This is a genomic window from Lysinibacillus sphaericus (assembly GCF_002982115.1).
In the GTDB taxonomy this organism is placed as follows: Bacteria; Bacillota; Bacilli; order Bacillales_A; family Planococcaceae; genus Lysinibacillus; species Lysinibacillus sphaericus.
Window position 1 is genome coordinate 3471114 of record NZ_CP019980.1, and the last position, 17776, is coordinate 3488889.

General features: G+C 38.7%; 16 protein-coding genes and 1 riboswitch. Of the genes, 2 read left to right on the forward strand and 14 right to left on the reverse strand.

What is annotated here, in order from left to right:
* Positions 1-302: 302 nt before the first annotated feature.
* Positions 303-1453 (forward strand): IS3 family transposase gene (locus tag LS41612_RS17240; protein ID WP_105928880.1). Its coding sequence is split into 2 segments (ribosomal slippage): positions 303-576 and positions 576-1453, totalling 1152 coding nucleotides; the frame shifts between segments, so codons are not numbered across the junction.
* Positions 1454-1517: 64 nt separating this feature from the next.
* Here LS41612_RS17240 and LS41612_RS17245 read toward each other — a convergent pair.
* The 6 genes from LS41612_RS17245 to LS41612_RS17270 all read right to left on the reverse strand — a co-directional run bounded on the left by LS41612_RS17245 (position 1518) and on the right by LS41612_RS17270 (position 7663).
* Complete coding sequence (locus LS41612_RS17245) at positions 1518-2057, reverse strand: PadR family transcriptional regulator (protein WP_024361924.1); 540 nt, start codon at positions 2055-2057, stop codon at positions 1518-1520.
* 88 nt (positions 2058-2145) lie between these two features.
* Positions 2146-3294, reverse strand: coding sequence for a YhgE/Pip domain-containing protein (locus LS41612_RS17250; RefSeq protein ID WP_029747179.1), 1149 nt, complete (start codon positions 3292-3294; stop codon positions 2146-2148).
* Between the two features lie 288 nt (positions 3295-3582).
* The gene (locus tag LS41612_RS17255; RefSeq protein ID WP_024361925.1) at positions 3583-4182 is read right to left on the reverse strand and encodes a protein kinase family protein; all 600 of its coding nucleotides are present in this window, start codon (positions 4180-4182) and stop codon (positions 3583-3585) included.
* 199 nt (positions 4183-4381) lie between these two features.
* Complete coding sequence (gene glnA, locus LS41612_RS17260) at positions 4382-5716, reverse strand: type I glutamate--ammonia ligase (RefSeq protein ID WP_024361926.1); 1335 nt, start codon at positions 5714-5716, stop codon at positions 4382-4384.
* A 99-nt stretch (positions 5717-5815) separates the two neighbouring features.
* Complete coding sequence (locus LS41612_RS17265; protein WP_024361927.1) at positions 5816-6190, reverse strand: MerR family transcriptional regulator; 375 nt, start codon at positions 6188-6190, stop codon at positions 5816-5818.
* Positions 6191-6412: 222 nt separating this feature from the next.
* Positions 6413-7663 (reverse strand): methionine gamma-lyase family protein, encoded by a 1251-nt coding sequence (locus tag LS41612_RS17270; protein WP_024361928.1) that lies wholly within the window; start codon positions 7661-7663, stop codon positions 6413-6415.
* A gap of 147 nt (positions 7664-7810) precedes the next feature.
* Between LS41612_RS17270 and LS41612_RS17275 the strand changes: the two genes are divergently transcribed.
* The gene (locus LS41612_RS17275; RefSeq protein WP_024361929.1) at positions 7811-8416 is read left to right on the forward strand and encodes a trimeric intracellular cation channel family protein; all 606 of its coding nucleotides are present in this window, start codon (positions 7811-7813) and stop codon (positions 8414-8416) included.
* 219 nt (positions 8417-8635) lie between these two features.
* Here LS41612_RS17275 and cobT read toward each other — a convergent pair whose 3' ends face one another.
* From cobT to mutL, 8 genes are all read right to left on the reverse strand, one after another.
* Positions 8636-9691, reverse strand: coding sequence for a nicotinate-nucleotide--dimethylbenzimidazole phosphoribosyltransferase (gene cobT / locus LS41612_RS17280; protein ID WP_024361930.1), 1056 nt, complete (start codon positions 9689-9691; stop codon positions 8636-8638).
* 110 nt (positions 9692-9801) lie between these two features.
* A riboswitch (cobalamin riboswitch) is annotated at positions 9802-9976 on the reverse strand.
* A 113-nt stretch (positions 9977-10089) separates the two neighbouring features.
* Positions 10090-10392, reverse strand: coding sequence for a rhodanese-like domain-containing protein (locus LS41612_RS17285; RefSeq protein WP_024361931.1), 303 nt, complete (start codon positions 10390-10392; stop codon positions 10090-10092).
* Positions 10393-10490: 98 nt separating this feature from the next.
* A complete protein-coding gene (gene hfq / locus LS41612_RS17290; RefSeq protein ID WP_024361932.1) occupies positions 10491-10721 on the reverse strand; it encodes an RNA chaperone Hfq in 231 nt (76 codons plus the stop codon).
* 107 nt (positions 10722-10828) lie between these two features.
* Positions 10829-11713, reverse strand: coding sequence for a tRNA (adenosine(37)-N6)-dimethylallyltransferase MiaA (gene miaA, locus LS41612_RS17295; RefSeq protein ID WP_029747180.1), 885 nt, complete (start codon positions 11711-11713; stop codon positions 10829-10831).
* Positions 11700-12617, reverse strand: coding sequence for an alpha/beta fold hydrolase (locus LS41612_RS17300; RefSeq protein WP_024361933.1), 918 nt, complete (start codon positions 12615-12617; stop codon positions 11700-11702). The genes miaA and LS41612_RS17300 overlap by 14 nt, the downstream gene beginning before the upstream one ends.
* A 3-nt stretch (positions 12618-12620) precedes the next feature.
* Complete coding sequence (locus LS41612_RS17305) at positions 12621-14267, reverse strand: glycerol-3-phosphate dehydrogenase/oxidase (RefSeq protein ID WP_024361934.1); 1647 nt, start codon at positions 14265-14267, stop codon at positions 12621-12623.
* Positions 14268-14284: 17 nt separating this feature from the next.
* On the reverse strand, positions 14285-15778 hold the full coding sequence (gene glpK / locus LS41612_RS17310) for a glycerol kinase GlpK (protein ID WP_024361935.1): 1494 nt from the start codon (positions 15776-15778) through the stop codon (positions 14285-14287).
* A 97-nt stretch (positions 15779-15875) separates the two neighbouring features.
* Positions 15876-17762, reverse strand: a complete 1887-nt coding sequence (gene mutL, locus LS41612_RS17315; RefSeq protein ID WP_024361936.1) for a DNA mismatch repair endonuclease MutL — start codon at positions 17760-17762, stop codon at positions 15876-15878.
* Positions 17763-17776 lie beyond the last annotated feature (14 nt).

Sequence of the window (17776 nt, forward strand, 5' to 3'; positions counted from 1 at the left end):
CAGTATATTTTCGTATTTTTTAATAAGTATTTGCTGATAACACTTTAAGTAATTGCTAAATTAAGCTTTCTATCGGAATTGCCTGATAAGAGCTGCACTTTCCCCTTCGTCGGCACTTATCATTCAATTATATAATAATCCCTTGATTATTTGCGGGAAAAATCTCATTGAAAAAATAAGCGCAAAAAAGACTATTTACAATCATCGGAACTGACCCCAATAGGTATAGACAAATAAAAAAAGCATCTTCGATTGAAATTCGGGTATAGATACTTAAATTTCAATTTGGAGGTGTTTTTTCTATGGGAACAAGAGTGAGTTATCCCTATGAAGTAAAAATGAAAGCGATTAAGATGCGATTAGCGGGTGTACCTGTCAAACAGATTCTATTGGAATTAAATATACGCCATAAAACACAGGTCGAAACATGGGTGCGTTGGTATAGAAATGGTGAAGTCAATCGTTTGAAACAACCTGTAGGCAAACAATATATCTTTAATAAGGGTCCTGAACCGGACAATGAACAAACGAAATTAGCATTGGAAAACCGTTATTTAAAGCAACAAATTGAGGTGCTAAAAAAGTACGCAGAGTTGGAGAGGAAGTGGTTGGAGAAGTAGCAGTACAGTTAGTTGCGTCACTAAGAAGCATGATGTCTGTAAAGGACATTTGTAAACACTTTGGGATTGCACGATCTACCTACTATCGTTGGAAACAGGCATCAACCGATGCAAGGTCTCGTCAAGCAATAGAGAGACGTATCGGTGAACTCTGTCGAGCAAATAAATTTCGCTATGGCTACAGAAAAATTACAGCACTCTTACGTCAAGAAATGTGCGTCAATCATAAAGTGGTTCAACGTATCATGCAAAAATATGGTTGGCAATGTCGCGTGAAAGTGAAAAAACGGAAACGAACAGGACAACCTTATGCAATCGCAGCAAATTTATTAAATCGCGATTTTGAAGCCACCGCACCGTTACAGAAGCTCGTAACTGATATTACTTACTTGCCATTTGGTCAAAAACAGTTGTATCTTTCAAGTATTCAAGATTTATATAATGGTGAAATTATTGCCTATTCGATTGGAGACTGCCAAGATACTGATTTTGTGCTGGATACATTAGCTCAACTTCATCATTTGCCCGAAGGGTGTACGTTGCACAGTGACCAAGGGGCGGTATACACATCGTATGATTATCAACAGGCCGTAAAAGCAAAAGGCATTACCATGAGCATGTCCCGTAAAGGTACGCCCGCTGATAATGCCCCAATCGAATCGTTTCATTCTGTGTTAAAGTCTGAAACATTCTACTTAGACAATTTGAACAGTACTACGACGGCCATCGTAGAACAAACTGTCAAAGACTATATAAACTATTATAACAATAACCGAATTCAAACGAAACTAAACAACCAGTCGCCGGTTCAATACCGACAACTGGTTGGGTAATGCTTTTTTGATTACTGTCTTATATATCGGGGTCAGTCCCATCATTGCAAATAGTCTCTTTCTATTATATTTCTCCTTTTCGTACATGCTCAATTAATCTTTCTAGGTATTGTATGGAGCCCTGTATTCTAAAATTCGCATAATCGCTAACAAATTCAGCCAGCACTTCTACTCCTGGTTTCATAAACTGTTGTCTATCTGAATTAAAGAGATTATCCCATTTTGAATGCATCGCGTTTAACTTTTTTTCTAAAATATGAATAACCCGATCGCGGTCAACATGTTTGATATTGGCTAAACCAATAACCATATCACCAATTGTGTTTGCATTTTCAAGTGATTTATAAATCTTTTTTGGCAAGGCTTCGCGTCCTTTTTCCGTTATAGCAAAAACATGCTTATCTGGTCGATTATCTTCTTTTATAACTTCTTTCGTCTCAATTAGTCCTTGCTTCGCTAACGATTCAAAATGATAGTATAACTTACTTTCCGTCAAACCATTAATTGAGTCAAGAGACTGTAATTCAGAAATTTGTTTTTTTAAATTATAAGGATAATTATCTTCTTCCATAAGCTTGCTAAGAATGAAAATTTGAATTGCCATTATTTCAGCTCCTTAGGCAAATATTAGTTCCATTTTATCAAAACTAATGATTTACTTCATCAGAATTTTAAGTGCATATTTCTTTGCTCTATTGTTCTACAGTTATTGGTAGGGGTTTATGAAGCATCCAAACGATCAGTACATTTATAACCATCGCTACAAATCCAACTGTTGTTAATCCTAAAATAAAAGGTGTGGCACTAATACTACCAAAAATATTGCTAAAGTATGCTTGAACAGAATAATACATTGGTGAAATATGGCTAATCCACTCATACGGTAAATACATCATTTCACGAGATATTGTTGCACCGTTAGCGATTGTCTGAATTAATAAAATTGGAATGTTTAAAATCATTCCTGCTTCCCCAATTAATAACACAACAACCGCATTGAAGTTAAAGCATGCCCAATAAATTAAAATTTGTTGGCCTAATATTTGGAAGAACACATCAGTTCCCGATAAATCATTGATAGCAAATGACATGCCCGTTGAAACAAGCCCAGCCAAAATACCAATGAGTATCGCTGTTAATTGCATATAAACGAATAAACGTGTTTTCGTTGCTTTCCCACGATTTGCTTTAAACGCTCCCACTAATTGCATTGCGCCAATCATAGCACCTACATAAAGCGCCATCGTTAAAAACATTGGTAGCATATTGTTATGCATGCCGTCTGGCACATCATTAATTGTCTCGATATTTCCTACATAGCTATTTTCAATTTGCTCTGCTAATTTGGCTGCTTGCTCTTGTGGTAAATGTAAGTTCATTAAAATCCCTTGCGCTGTTTGTTGTGAAAACTGTGCACTTAGTTGCTCATTTATTTGCATAACAATTTGTTGCATAGAGGACGATACAGCGGTTGCACTTGCTTCGTTAATGGAGAAATCGATGCTTGATGAAACATCTCCTTTTTGTAAATCAGCAGAAAATGTCTCTGGAATGTGAATGACTAACGCTAAGTCGTTTTTCTCTAAATCTTTTAATGCCTCTTTATTAGTAATATCTGTTTCAATATCCTTAAATGGAAGCTGTTCAGTTAAGCTATCAGCTATTTGGGCACCATATTCCCCTTTATCATCATTAATAATCGCAATTGGTAATGCATCAATATTGCCTGGTATCGCTGTGTAACCTGGTAGGAAGATACCCAACATACATACAGCATAAAAGATCCCCATAAAAATAGAGCCCTTGGCACCTTTCGTTTTTAAAAATTCATTAAACTTCATTTAATTAGTACTTCCTTTCTACGAACACCTAGTCTATTTATATTCTAAACAAAGTAGTTTAATTTAAGTAGTTTAATTAAACCGTGAGTGTAATTTTACAAAAATACTGTTTACTTTGCAATAAATAAAGATAGCCGACTATCATTAATTTTTATTTTTTGTCCAAACTGTGAAGTAGAAAATGGCATATTATCAACATTACAAAACGTTAAACACACATCGCGCAACAAAAAAGCATTGCAGTTAAAAACTGCAATGCTTTTTTATAGTGTATAGCACCCATAGGCATTACCTATTCATCTCGTTAAATAAATCATAGCCATAAAATAAAAATTTTAATTTTACTTTTATAATACATTGTTCAATTCTTCTATTTTTTTCTTCTTCAGAATACTCCATTGGCATTTTTACACAAACACCTAAATCAATCCACTTGATTATTTCTTGTTCTTTATCCCAATAGATATGTTCTAGTTTAAAATCAAAATCATATCGATTGACACTCATCATGTCCTTTTTGGCTTTAATCAATTGATTAAGAATTTTTCTTAATTCTTCAAGACTTATACCTTCTTTTAGCATCTCTAAAAGCGTTTTACCTTTTGCTTTTTCTATAAATAAATAATCTCTTTTTTTATAAGCGAACATCTTAGGAAAATATGGACTATCATGTAACTCCAGCAAAGCACAAATATCATTATCGCCTTTTCCGTCTGGTAATAACTTCTTTAATATAATTTCTTGTTCTTTATCCTCAAAAACAATGGAACGTCTTCTAGAATTTTGTATAATTTTCACATCTTTATTTAACACTCTTTTAAAGTTATATAAGTAAATTGAATTCTTACTTTCTTTCGGTAGCTTATGAAAAAATTTTGTTATTTGCACAGTCAATGCTCCTTTCATCCATAAAAAAATTTTAAAAAATATTTGGTTATTATTCAATAATTGACAAAAATGTTTTTTTAAAATAATTAAATACTATATTTTAGGAGTGTCAAAATAGCTGTGGACAGTTTGTGGGCTTGACAAAAGGATTTGTGGGCAAAAAAAAACGTTGGAGCCCATGAGCTCCAACGTTTTTTGATTAATACATTTTTAAATATTGGTCGCGTTCCCATTGGTGTACAGTTGTACGGTACATATCGAACTCGATTTCTTTTGCTTCTTTGAAGTTTGCGTAAATGTGTTCACCTAAAGCTGATTGAGCCACTTTATCTTGTGCAAGTAATGTTAACGCATCGTCTAGTGCTGGTGGTAAATTCGCAATACCGTTTGCTTTGCGTTCTTCTTCTGTCATTACATAGATATTGCGGTTAATCGCTGCAGGTGGCGTTAATTGTTGACGGATACCTTCTAGACCCGCTTCTAAAATAACAGCCATCGCTAAATATGGGTTTGCTGAAGGATCCACTGAACGTACTTCTACACGAGTTGAAAGTCCGCGTGCAGACGGGATACGAATAAGTGGTGAACGGTTTTGTGCAGACCATGCAACATAACATGGCGCTTCATAACCTGGAACTAAACGCTTATAAGAGTTTACTGTTGGGTTTGTTACGGCTGTGAATCCTTGTACGTGTGCAAGAACACCTGCCATAAATTGCATTGCTGTTTCAGAAAGACCTAGCTCTGTAGATTCATCGTAGAATGCATTTTCTTTCCCTTTAAATAAAGATACGTTGAAGTGCATACCAGAGCCTGCTTCACCGAACAATGGTTTTGGCATAAATGTAGCATGTAGACCGTGTTTACGTGCAATTGTTTTAACAACTAGTTTGAATGTTTGGATGTTGTCACAAGCTGTAATAGCATCTGCATATTTAAAGTCGATTTCATGTTGACCTGGTGCTACTTCATGGTGTGAAGCTTCGATTTCAAAGCCCATTTCTTCAAGCTCTAACACGATATCACGACGACAGTTTTCACCTAAATCTGTAGGCGCTAAGTCAAAATAACCACCGTGGTCATTTACTTCTAATGTAGGTTCACCTTTTGCATCTAATTTGAATAAGAAGAATTCTGGCTCAGGTCCTAAGTTGAAGCTTGTGAAGCCCATATCTTCCATTTTTTTAAGGATACGTTTTAAGTTGTTACGTGGGTCACCAGCGAATGGTTCGCCTTTTGCAGTGTATACGTCACAGATGAAACGTGCTACTTTCCCTTTTTCTGAAGTCCAAGGGAACACTACGAAAGAATCTAAATCAGGATATAAATACATATCCGATTCTTCAATACGCACGAAGCCTTCAATGGACGAGCCATCGAACATCATTTTGTTTTCTAGTGCTTTGTCTAGTTGACTAACAGGAATTTCAACGTTTTTAATAGTACCTAGAATATCCGTAAATTGTAAACGAATGAAACTTACATTTTTCTCCTCGATTAAACGCTTGATGTCGTCTTTTGTGTATTTACCCACAGTTTTCCACACTCCTATAAATTGTCTTGCTTATATCATTACCCTACCCTACTAAAAAAATAATAAACTGATTGTAATTTGAACCATTTCGTATTTATTTTAATAGAATCGGGATAAATCCCCACGTCGGATGGATGATTTCTGCATGCGCTGCGCTTGACGCATTTCTTCGCGCATAATCCGACGTAATTCTGTGTCGGTTAAATCTGGTTCTTCAGCGGCAATAGGATCTGATTTTTTGGCAAATATTTTTTTAATCTTCGCCATATTCATGCCCTGCTCCAAGTAATCTTTTATTTCAAGAAGTATATCGACGTCATTTAATGAAAACATACGACGATTGCCTTCTGTTCGGTGTGGCTCAATTAAATGGTGTTCTTCATAATAACGAATTTGGCGTGCCGAAAGCTCGGTCAATTGCATCACGATACTCATAGATAATAACGGCATAGTTCGTCTAATTTCACGACTCATTTAAGTCCCCCCCAATACCCGCTTATCATATAACGAAAAAAATTCACTGTCAACAAAGATGTTAGGTTTCCTAACATGGTTTTTTAATTTTTTTTAGAATTGATGCAAAATTGTTAAAAACTAGTCAAAATACCTGAACGAAACATACACATTTACAGTTTATCTATTTATATTAGAGACAAGCCCCATCACTAAACTGTAATGGGGCCTTGTTAATAAAGTCTATTTTTGTAAGCCTTGAACTGCACTACAAATAGCAAATTTCACGTGCTCATATGTCAAGCCACCTTGAATAAATGCTGTAAATGGTGGACGAATTGGACCGTCTGCTGTCAGTTCAATACTCGAACCTTGAATAAATGTGCCTGCCGCCATAATAACATCATCCTCGTAGCCTGGCATATAAGCAGGCTCTGGTGCATAATGCGCATTAATTGGCGAGTTGGCTTGAATTTCACGACAGAAAGCAACCATTTGCTCGGCTGTATTAAACGATACCGATTGAATTAAATCTGTACGTTCAGTATGATAACTTGGGAACGTCGTCATGCCTACTTCCTCTAACATAGCCGCTGTGAAAATCGCACCTTTTAATGCTTGGCTGACTACATGTGGTGCTAGGAAAAAGCCTTGGTAAAAGTCACCTAGCGTATTTAATGTAGCGCCTGCCTCCGCACCAATTCCTGGTGATGTCATACGATATGCACATTTTTCTACTAAGTCAGCTCGACCTGCAATATAACCACCTATTTTAGCTAAACCGCCACCTGGATTTTTAATAAGCGAACCAGCCATTAAATCCGCACCTACTTCTGTAGGTTCTTGTGCTTCCACAAATTCTCCATAGCAGTTATCTACAAATATAATAGCATTGGGTGCTAATTCCCGTACCTTGGCACACATTTCTGCAATTTGCGAAATCGTAAAGGACGGACGTGATGCATAGCCTTTTGAACGTTGAATGGCTATCATTTTTGTGTTCGGTGTAATGGCTGCAGCGACTGCCGACCAGTCAACCGTTTCGTTATCGATTAAATCTACATGTCGATAACCAATTTTATAGTCCTTTAGCGAGCCCGTATCTTTGTCTCCTCCATCGACAATCGACTGTAATGTGTCATATGGTTGACCTGATATATAAAGCAATTCATCACCTGGTCGTAACACGCCGAATAGACTAAGCGTAATTGCATGTGTTCCAGATATGATTTGAGGACGAACAATTGCCGCCTCTGCTCCAAAAACTTCCGCATACACACGTTCAAGATTGTCACGGCCCTCATCATCATAGCCATAGCCATTGGATGGATGTAAATGAAAATCGCTCACTTGATGCGTTCTAAATGCTGAAAGGACTTTTTGCTGGTTGAAGAACGCCATATTTTCTACTTTCGTATGATATGGGCGGACTCTTTCTTCAATTTTTTCCGCTAATGCTAACGTTTCTGCTGTTAAATGGGTTGTAAAAGTCATTGTTTTCGTCTCCGTTTCAAATTGTTCTTTCCTATCTTATCAATTTGTTTGCAACCCTGCAAAAAATGCTATTGTGTCTAGCTGTTAAATACGCTAAGCTAAGGGGCGGACTTACTACAAATTATTCTCGTTTAAGGAGGGAAAGTGATGGCTTGGGAAGTTTTTAGCATAATTGGGACAATTGCCTTCGCTATTTCCGGGGCAATAATTGCAATGGAAGAAGAATACGATTTATTCGGTGTATATATACTTGGCATTGTAACTGCATTCGGTGGCGGTGCCATTCGTAATTTACTTATCGGTTTACCAGTTACAACGTTGTGGGGACAGGATATGATGTTTCAAATTGCAATCGCTGCCATTACGATATTTTTTATTTTTCCTCATCATCTTATACAGCATTGGCATCGTTGGGGCAATTTTACAGATGCTATAGGCTTATCGGCTTTTGCTATACAAGGGGCATTATATGCAGTGAAGCTCAATATGCCCATTAGTGCGGTTATTGTAGCCGCAGTCTTAACTGGTTCAGGTGGTGGAATAGTTCGTGATTTATTGGCAGGACGTAAGCCACTCGTGCTACGTGATGAAATCTACGGTGTCTGGGCAGCACTTGCTGGTCTACTTATTGGATTGGAATTACTAGAAGGAGATATCTTTTTATACGTGTTATTCGGGGTAATTACAATTTTACGAGTACTTTCATATATGAAGAAATGGCGCTTACCTTTGCGAAAATTGAATCGAGCTTAAGGATGTAGAACTTAGCTATTCTTGCTTTTGCAATAAATAAAAAATTAGAAGTGTTCACCTAGTTGTTGATAGCGGGTAACAACGGCATAGCAGAAAAGTGTTAGATTGATTGGGTTCAATCTAACACTTTTTCTCTTTTGTCCCGGCTTCCTTTTGGCTATAGACGATTACTCTCTAATGTTTAACTATGATTTTTCCCTTTCGGCAATTAACAAATGATTACTTCTCTACCAGCCCGACAGACTCAGCTAATGTCGCCATGTTGCTCACCATAGAGCAAGCTGCATCGAGTATTGGAAAGGCTAAAGCTGCACCAGAACCCTCTCCCAATCGCATGTTCATATGAAGCATCGGCTCCACTCCTAACAGTTCAGCAGCTATTTTTGCCCCCGGTTCTTCAGAGGCATGGGAAGGAATAATATAATTTTGCACTTTCGGTTCGAGTTCATAAGCGATAAGAGCAGCGACTGTCGAAATAAAGCCATCAATTACAACGGGCTTACGATTGGCAGCAGCCGCCAGAATTACACCAGCCATCGCACCTATCTCTAACCCACCCACTTTTGCAAGTACATCAATCGCATCATGACGATTCGGTTTGTTTAGGGCAATGGCGTTTTGAATGACTTCAACTTTATGCGCAATTCCTCCTGATCCAACCCCTGCACCGAATCCTGTCACTTCTTGTGGGTGACACGCATGCAGTACGGATAAGATAGCCGCACTTGGTGTAGTATTGCCAATCCCCATTTCACCTGTACCCAATACATTAACTCCTTGTGCTATTTCTGCCGTTGCTACTTCAATTCCTACTTCAATTGATTGAATGGCTTCTTCCCTTGTCATGGCTGGACCTTTTGCCATGTTATCCGTCCCGTATTTTATTTTTTTTATTATAACACCCGCATCGAGCGGAATATCCTGTTTTACCCCTACGTCCACTGTTACAATTTTGGCATTCGTTATGTTTGCAATAGCACAAACACCTGTTATCCCTTTTGGAAAATTTAATGTTTGAAGAAATGTTACATCTTGCGGATTGGATGTTACGTCTTCATCACACACACCGTGATCGCCTGCACAGACAATAATTGCTTTGTTATCAATTTTAGGATAGAGCTCTCCTGTAATACCAGCCAATTGTATAGCCAGTGATTCAAGTTTTCCTAAGCTACTTGGTGGCTTGCTAAGAGAATCTATATAGTCCCTTGCTTTTTCCATTATTTCGTTATTAGCATGTTGAATCTGTTGAAGTGTTTGTTGTAATAATTGCATGTTCATTTCTCCTTTTTAAATAGCCTATTACATAAAGATTGAAATAAAAAAATGGAAAAACCTGTAGTTTATCTCATAACAAATAAACTACAGACTTTTCCATCGTCTATATCATTCGAAGCAATTAGGCAGGTCTCCTGGCTCAATTTCAACATTTTATAGAACCTTCCCAGCTATGCTAGTGGTATTCTCTATAAAACTCCGTTTTACAGTGGTGGGACCGCTAAAGATTTTCACTTTATTCCCTATTCTCCCAAAGTGGGCACCTAATGCTTTTATGTAATTACTTTAAATTTACGACAAAGTGTTTTTAGTGTCAATATTGATACTCGCATTTTAGTCCACTAAAAAACGAGGTACTTAACAAGCTGACCTGTTACATACCTCGATATATCTTCTTATTTAAATTCTAATTCTCCATCATAAGCAAGCATGCCACCTTCAAGGTTTGTTACGTCAAAGCCTTGTGCTTCTAAGTATGCACAAGCATTTGCAGAACGTCCACCTGCTTTACAAACGATAATATATGGTTTAGTCGTATCTAATTCATCCAAGCGCTCAGGGATTGTCCCAAGTGCAATATGTTGCGCACCAGGGATAACACCTTGTGCTACTTCATCGTCTTCTCGCACATCAATAATGTAAAGATCTTCGTTTGCATCTAATCGTTCTAATAATTGTGTTGTATCCATCGATTTCATCTATAAAATCCTCCAATATATCAATTTCCTATTACATTATAGCGTGAACGAAAAAAAACAGCTAGTGATGTAACACTAACTGTTTCTATTTACTTTATTTATTCTTCTGCCTCTAAAAATTCGACTTGCTTTGCTGGAACGAATGTAGAAATTGCGTGTTTGTAAATGAGATGCTGTTTACTTTCAGCATCTACTAATAATACTGTAAAGTTATCATAGGATTTCACAGTTCCTTTTAACTGGAACCCGTTTAACAGAAACACAGTTACAAAAACACTGTTTTTACGTAGATGGTTCAAAAACGTATCTTGCAAATTGATTGATTTCATAGAATGCGCCTCCCCTACTCTCTTTCTACCTCTTCATTCCTATAGTAGCATGTTCTACCAATTTATCAATTAGTAATTTTTAGAAATTATTAAAGTTTTTAGTCTTTTCAAATAAAATGAATATCCATTTTATTGCGGAAATAAGTCAACTGTCTTTTCGCATAACGTCGAGAATTTTGCTTTAAATTTTCGATTGCTTCTTCTAATGTACATCTACCATCTAAGTAATCATACAATTCTTTATAGCCGATCGCTTGAATCGACTGTACACCTCGAATATTTTGTTGCCATAGTCCCTGCACTTCTTGCAGTAGCCCTTTATCCATCATGACATCCACTCGGAGATTAATGCGCTCATAAAGTTCTTCGCGAGACATATTTTGACCAAGTCCTATAATTAAGTGGCGATACAATGGGATTTCTCCACGATTGTGTTCCTCTGACGCCTTTGAAACACCACTTAATTCAATCATTTCTAACGCTCGAATCACACGTCTTGTATTGTTTGGATGAATTGTTTCAGCAGTTTTCGGATCAAGTGCTGCTAACTTAGCATGCATAGCTTCTGGACCTAACTTTTCTAGCTCCTCATAATAAGCTTTACGTGCTAGGTCATCAACCTGCTCGTCTGTAAATTGAAAATCATAAAGGACTGCTTGTACATATAGGCCAGAACCTCCAACAATAATCGGTAGCTTACCACGCGCCTGTATTTCATTAATTTTAGAGCGTACTAATGCTTGGTATTCCGCTACTGAAAAGGATTCCGTTGGCTCTTTGAAGCTTAATAAGTGATGTGGCACACCTTCCATCTCTTCTTCAGTAATTTTCGCTGTACCAATATCTAAACCTTTATAAATTTGCATGGAATCGCCATTAATAATTTCACCATTGTACTTTTTGGCTAGTTCAATGCTTAGTGCTGTTTTACCTGAAGCTGTTGGCCCAACAATTGCTACGACCTCTGCTTGCTGTATTTTATTTTCTATCATACTTTTCTAACCACCGTAATAAAACTTGATGAACCGCCTGTTGATTGTCTTCATTTAAAATTTCATGTCGTTTATCTTCAAATAAATAGACAGTAACATCTTGTAATCCTGCTGCTGCAAATTGTTCAGCTACGGAATAAACACCTAGACCACTATCACCAACAGGGTCCTTGCTACCGCTGATCAATAGAATCGGCAAGTTTTTCTGTATTTTTTCAATCTCTTTTTTTCGATTCAATACCATAAAGCCAGCTGTTAAGTCAGCAAAAAATTGATTGCTTGGAATAAAGCCACAATATGGGTCGTCAATATACTTTTGCACTTCCTGCTCTACCGAACATAGCCAATCATACCCGGTTTTAGGATTTGGAAACTGCTTATTAAAGCTACCAAAGCTCAACTTATTTAATAAAGGGCTCTCGGTTTCTTTACCGTGCCGCATTGCAAATACTTGCGCAACATAATGTCCTATCCTATGCAACGCTGAAACACTTCCTGTTCCACAAAGAATAACGTTAGCAACATTTGCTCCATAAAGTTGAATATATCTTCTAGCAATAAAGGACCCCATACTATGCCCGAATACCATTAAAGGCACATCTGCAAATTGAGCATGTATAGCCATCATGACTTCATGCGCATCTTCCACAACCCGATCAAAACCATTTTTTTCAGCGAAAAAGCCTAATGTGCCATTATAACCTGCCGTCTCCCCATGCCCGCGCTGATCATGCATGGACACGGCATAGCCAGCCGCACAAAGAATTTGTGCAAAGTTTACGTAACGACCGCTATGCTCTGCCATACCATGTAAAATATGAAAATGTCCCTTACAGGGAATAGTCGGCGTCAAAATTCGTGTAAACACAAAATGTCCATCAGACATTTTCATATAACGCTCCATCTTTTACACCTCCACATTAGGAAAACTTGTCGCATCTAGAATCGCTTGTTCTAATTGAGCAATATAAGTATTTCTTTGTGACTCTGAATAATGTAAACGCTGCTGCATCACTTGCACTACTTGTTGTTTATAACGTTTCACTGCATCAATATCAAAGTATAGTAAGCCCGTACGACGAATAAAGAAATCACAAGGTGTATACACCATTTCCGCTTCTATGCCGTATAGTAGCATCGCATGTAAAGCGAGGGGCATCGTACTACCATGCTCATGTAAATATTTCACCTGATCAAATAATGCGTCAACATTGGTACCGTATTTTTGCACTAAATGCTTCGCCTCGTCATAATTCAGTCCATATTGAACACCTTCTCTTGCTTTATAGGCAGTATAGTCTGGGAAATTAATCGCATTAATGCCCTTTGCACCAGAAAGCGACAACTCACGTGTCATACATGGACTTGCATGCTTAAATTTATGTGTTTTCACAATTTTATCAACGATCGTTTCAGCCATTTGACGATAGCCTGTTAGCTTGCCACCTGCAATGGTCATCAAGCCGCTTGTTGCTGTCCATATTTCATCTTTACGCGAAATTTCAGAAGGATTTTTGCCTTTTTCAAAAATAAGCGGACGTACACCTGCCCAAGAAGATTCTATTGTATCTCTTGTAATTTCGGCTGTAGGGAATACTGTTTTAGCAGCCTCAATTAAATAATCTACATCTTGTTGTGTGGCAGTAGGATGTATTGGATCGCCTTCATAAACTGTATCTGTTGTTCCTATATATGTTTTGCCATCTCGCGGAATAGCGAAAGCCATACGGCCATCTGGAATATCGAAATAAACGGCTTGTTGCAATGGGAAATCCTTTTGACTAAGAACGATATGGACACCCTTTGTTAAACGTAATTGTTTTTTATCTGTTTGCTTATCTTTATGACGTACTTCATCTACCCAAGGGCCAGTAGCATTGACGATTTGCGCAGCATGTACTTCCACTGTTTTTCCAGTGATATGGTCTTTTACTTTTGCCCCAATCAGCTTTTTCTTGCTATATAAAAACTCTGTCATTTCTGTATAGTTTACACAAAGCGCGCCATATTCAACCGCTTTTTTTAGCACTTCAATTGTTAAACGTGCATCGTCAGTCCGATACTCTACATAATAGCCACCGCCAACTAGCTCATCGCGCTTTAAAAGCGGTTCTAGTGTGGCTGTTTCTTGTGCACTTAGCATCGTGCGACGTTCTTGTTTTTTGACACCTGCTAGTCTGTCATAAACCTTTAACGCCACCGAAGTCGTAAATGGTCCAAGTGTACCGTGCTTATATAAAGGTAACAGCATCTTTTCAGGTGTCGTTACATGAACAGCATTGTCATATACAATTTCACGTTCACGCCCAACTTCTGCCACTACCCCTACATCAAATTGTTTTAAATAACGAAGACCTCCGTGAATAAGCTTTGTTGAACGGCTAGAAGTACCCGCCGCAAAGTCTTGCTTGTCAATTAGTGCAACTGATAAGCCTCTCGACGCCGCATCAAGTGCAATCCCCGCACCCGTAATGCCACCTCCAATGACTAATACGTCAAAGCTATACTGCTCTAAATAATCCATAATTTTAGGACGATGCTCAAATGAAAACATACTTTCTCCCCCATTAGCTATGATTTGAATAAACGTGTAGCCTCCACAGCTCTCTGCCAGCCTGCATAGAAAATCTTACTTTGCTCTACAGTCATTTTCGGTTGATAGGTTTGCCCGTTAACCCACAATGCTGTTAAAGCCTCTTTATTTGGCCAAAAGTTCGTTGCTAGCCCAGCTAAATAGGCTGCCCCGAGCGCAGTCGATTCATTAAGCTTTGCTAGCTCTACCTTTAACTGCAAAATATCACTTTGGAACTGCATTAATAGACCATTACTGACAGCGCCACCATCTACTCGCAACACTTCAATTGGTGTGCCCGCCGCTTCTTCCATTGCATCAAGAACATCTTTCGTCTGGTAAGCTAGTGATTCAAGTGTTGCGCGGATAAAATGTTCTTTCGAAGTACCACGCGTTAAACCAAAAATAGCCCCGCGTGCATCGGTATCCCAGTATGGCGTGCCTAACCCTACAAATGCAGGAACTACGTAAACACCATCGGTATCAGCTACCTTTGTGGCATATTTTTCAGAGTCCTTTGCGGTACGAATCATGCGAAGCCCATCACGTAACCACTGAATAGCTGATCCTGCCACAAAGACACTGCCTTCTAACGCATAGGTTACCTTCCCATCAATGCCCCAAGCAATCGTTGTCAACAAACCATTTTCAGAATGTACCGCTTGGTCACCCGTATTTAATAACATAAAACAACCGGTACCGTACGTATTTTTAGCCATGCCTTTTGCAAAGCATGTTTGACCGAAAAGAGCGGCTTGCTGGTCACCGGCAATTCCTGCAATTGGAATTTCTTCACCAAAAAATATACTTGGTGCCGTTTTCGTATAAATTTCTGACGAGTTTTTCACTTCTGGCAGCATCGACATTGGAATATTTAAAAGTTCGCAAAGTTCTGCGTCCCATGTTAGTTCATGGATATTATAAAGTAAAGTCCTTGCCGCATTCGAATAATCCGTAATATGTGCCCTTCCTTTTGATAATCGCCAAACAATCCACGAATCAATCGTACCGAACAGTAAATCACCTTGTTCTGCCTTGGCACGTGCACCATCAACATTGTCTAAAATCCATTTAATTTTTGTTGCGGAGAAATAAGGGTCCAGTCGTAATCCTGTTTTTTGCTGAAACATACTTTCATGGCCCTGTTCCTTCAACGCTGTCACGATGTCTTGTGTTTGCCTTGATTGCCAAACGATTGCATTGTAGACAGGCTGGCCCGTCTGTTTATCCCAAACAACCGTCGTTTCTCGCTGATTTGTAATGCCAATTGCGTGTACTTCGCTTGCTTCATGTCCACTTTCTGTTAACACAGCTGCGATAACAGCGAGTACTGAACCCCATATCTCATTGGCGTTATGCTCAACCCAGCCAGCCTTTGGAAAATACTGTTGAAATTCCTTTTGTGCCACATGGACAATTTCACCTTTATGATCAAATAATATCGCTCTTGAACTTGTTGTTCCTTGATCGATTGCTAAAATAAATTCACCCATTTATTCCCCTCCTTAGGTTTTCACACCACGCTCGAAATCGCTGTAGGCTTCTTTTAAGGATATTGGTTACAATACGAACGCGTATGCTTCGTTGTTATTACATTACCCGTTTAAACATTTTTTCCACTTCATAGGTTGTAAAATGGATTAACACCGGCCGACCATGTGGACAAGTAAACGGATTATCCGCTCTACGTAAATCATCTAATAACGCAACCATTTGCTCTTTCGTCAAATAATGATTGGCCTTGATAGACTTTTTACAGCTCATCATAATGGCTGCCGCCTCCCGCATTTTTTTGACATCTGCTGTTTTTGTGGTCAAAACTTGCTCGATTAACTCCTCAATGATGTCCTGTTCCTCGCCATTTGGAAACCAGCTAGGATGCTCACGAATAACAAATGATGACTGTCCAAAATCCTCTAAAAACACACCAACGGCCTCTAGCTGCTGTCTATTTTCACGCAGAATCAGTGCCTCGTCTGCTGCATAATGGAAGGTCAATGGCAGTAATAATGCTTGCCGTTCATTTGGATTTACTTGTCCTACTTTTTCACGGTAAAACTCATATTTAATACGTTCTTGCGCTGCATGCTGGTCGATTAAATAAAAACCGTCCTCCATTTGCGCAACAATATAAGTGCCATGTATTTGTCCTACTACTTCAAGCGCAGGAAATGGTTCTTTTTTAGGCTCTTTCATTGGAGATTCTACTATTTGAGGCTCCTCATTTAAAAAGTCCATATGGTCGTTTGATGACGCTTCTTCTATCTGATTGGTTTCGATTGGTTGAATTGGTTGCCAGTGCTCTTCTATCACTGTAGGTGCAGGTTCTTCCATCGGTAATATGCTAGATTCCTGAACTGTTTGCGCATCATAAAGCTTTTCAACGATAGCATTCATTTTTTCTACATCAAGTTGCGGTACAGGCTTCCACATGTTCAGCTGTTCCGTTGCAGGTTTTGCAATCTTTTCCTTCTTCTCCATAAGTGGAACGCGCATAACATCGCGAATTTTGCCCCGTATCGTTTCTTCAATCAGTTTAAGTAGCTCTGGTTCTTTACTTAAACGAATCTGGTGTTTGGCTGGATGGACATTGACGTCTGTTAAATAAGGATCCCCTTCAATAAAGAGCGCTACGATTGGAAAACGTTCAATCGGTAAATACGTATGATAGGCATCGATAATGGCCTTTTGCACTAAATAATGTTTGACCCAACGCCCATTCACAAACAGCGACATATAATTTTTGGAAGCACGTGTCACCTCTGGTAAAGACACGTAACCCGTCACCTTATAGTCATGAGACTCGCCGTGAAACGGTACCATTTTTTTGGCGTTGTGCACGCCATAAATCGCTGCTAGGACTTGCTGTACATCACCTCGTCCATTCGTCTGCAATAATTGCTGACCGTTATGTAGCAATCGAAAGGCAATTTGTGGATTACCGAGTGCTAGCCGATTCATCAAATCTATCGTATGCCCAAGCTCGGTTTGTATCGTTTTCATATATTTTAAACGAGCAGGGGTATTGAAAAATAGCTGTGCCACTGTAATATCCGTTCCTTTTCGTAAAGGACCGGGCTTTTGGGTTGTGACATGTCCCCCTTCTAACTCTACATACGTGCCTGATTCGCCAGTTGAAGTAATCATCGTCATTTTGGATACCGATGCAATGGATGCTAATGCCTCCCCGCGAAATCCTAACGTACGGATACGAAATAAATCATGCTCCTGATGAATTTTACTTGTTGCATGGCGTGAAAAAGAGATTAGTGCATCTTCCTCATCCATCCCACTACCATTATCAATCACTTGAATTGAAGTGAGTCCCGCTTCTAGTAAAAAAACATCAATGGACGTACTGCCAGCATCAATCGCATTTTCGACTAGTTCCTTGACAACAGATGCCGGTCGTTCTACTACTTCTCCCGCAGCAATTCTATTGGAAAGCCATGCGTCCATAATTTGAATTTTTCCCATGGCGCATCACTCCT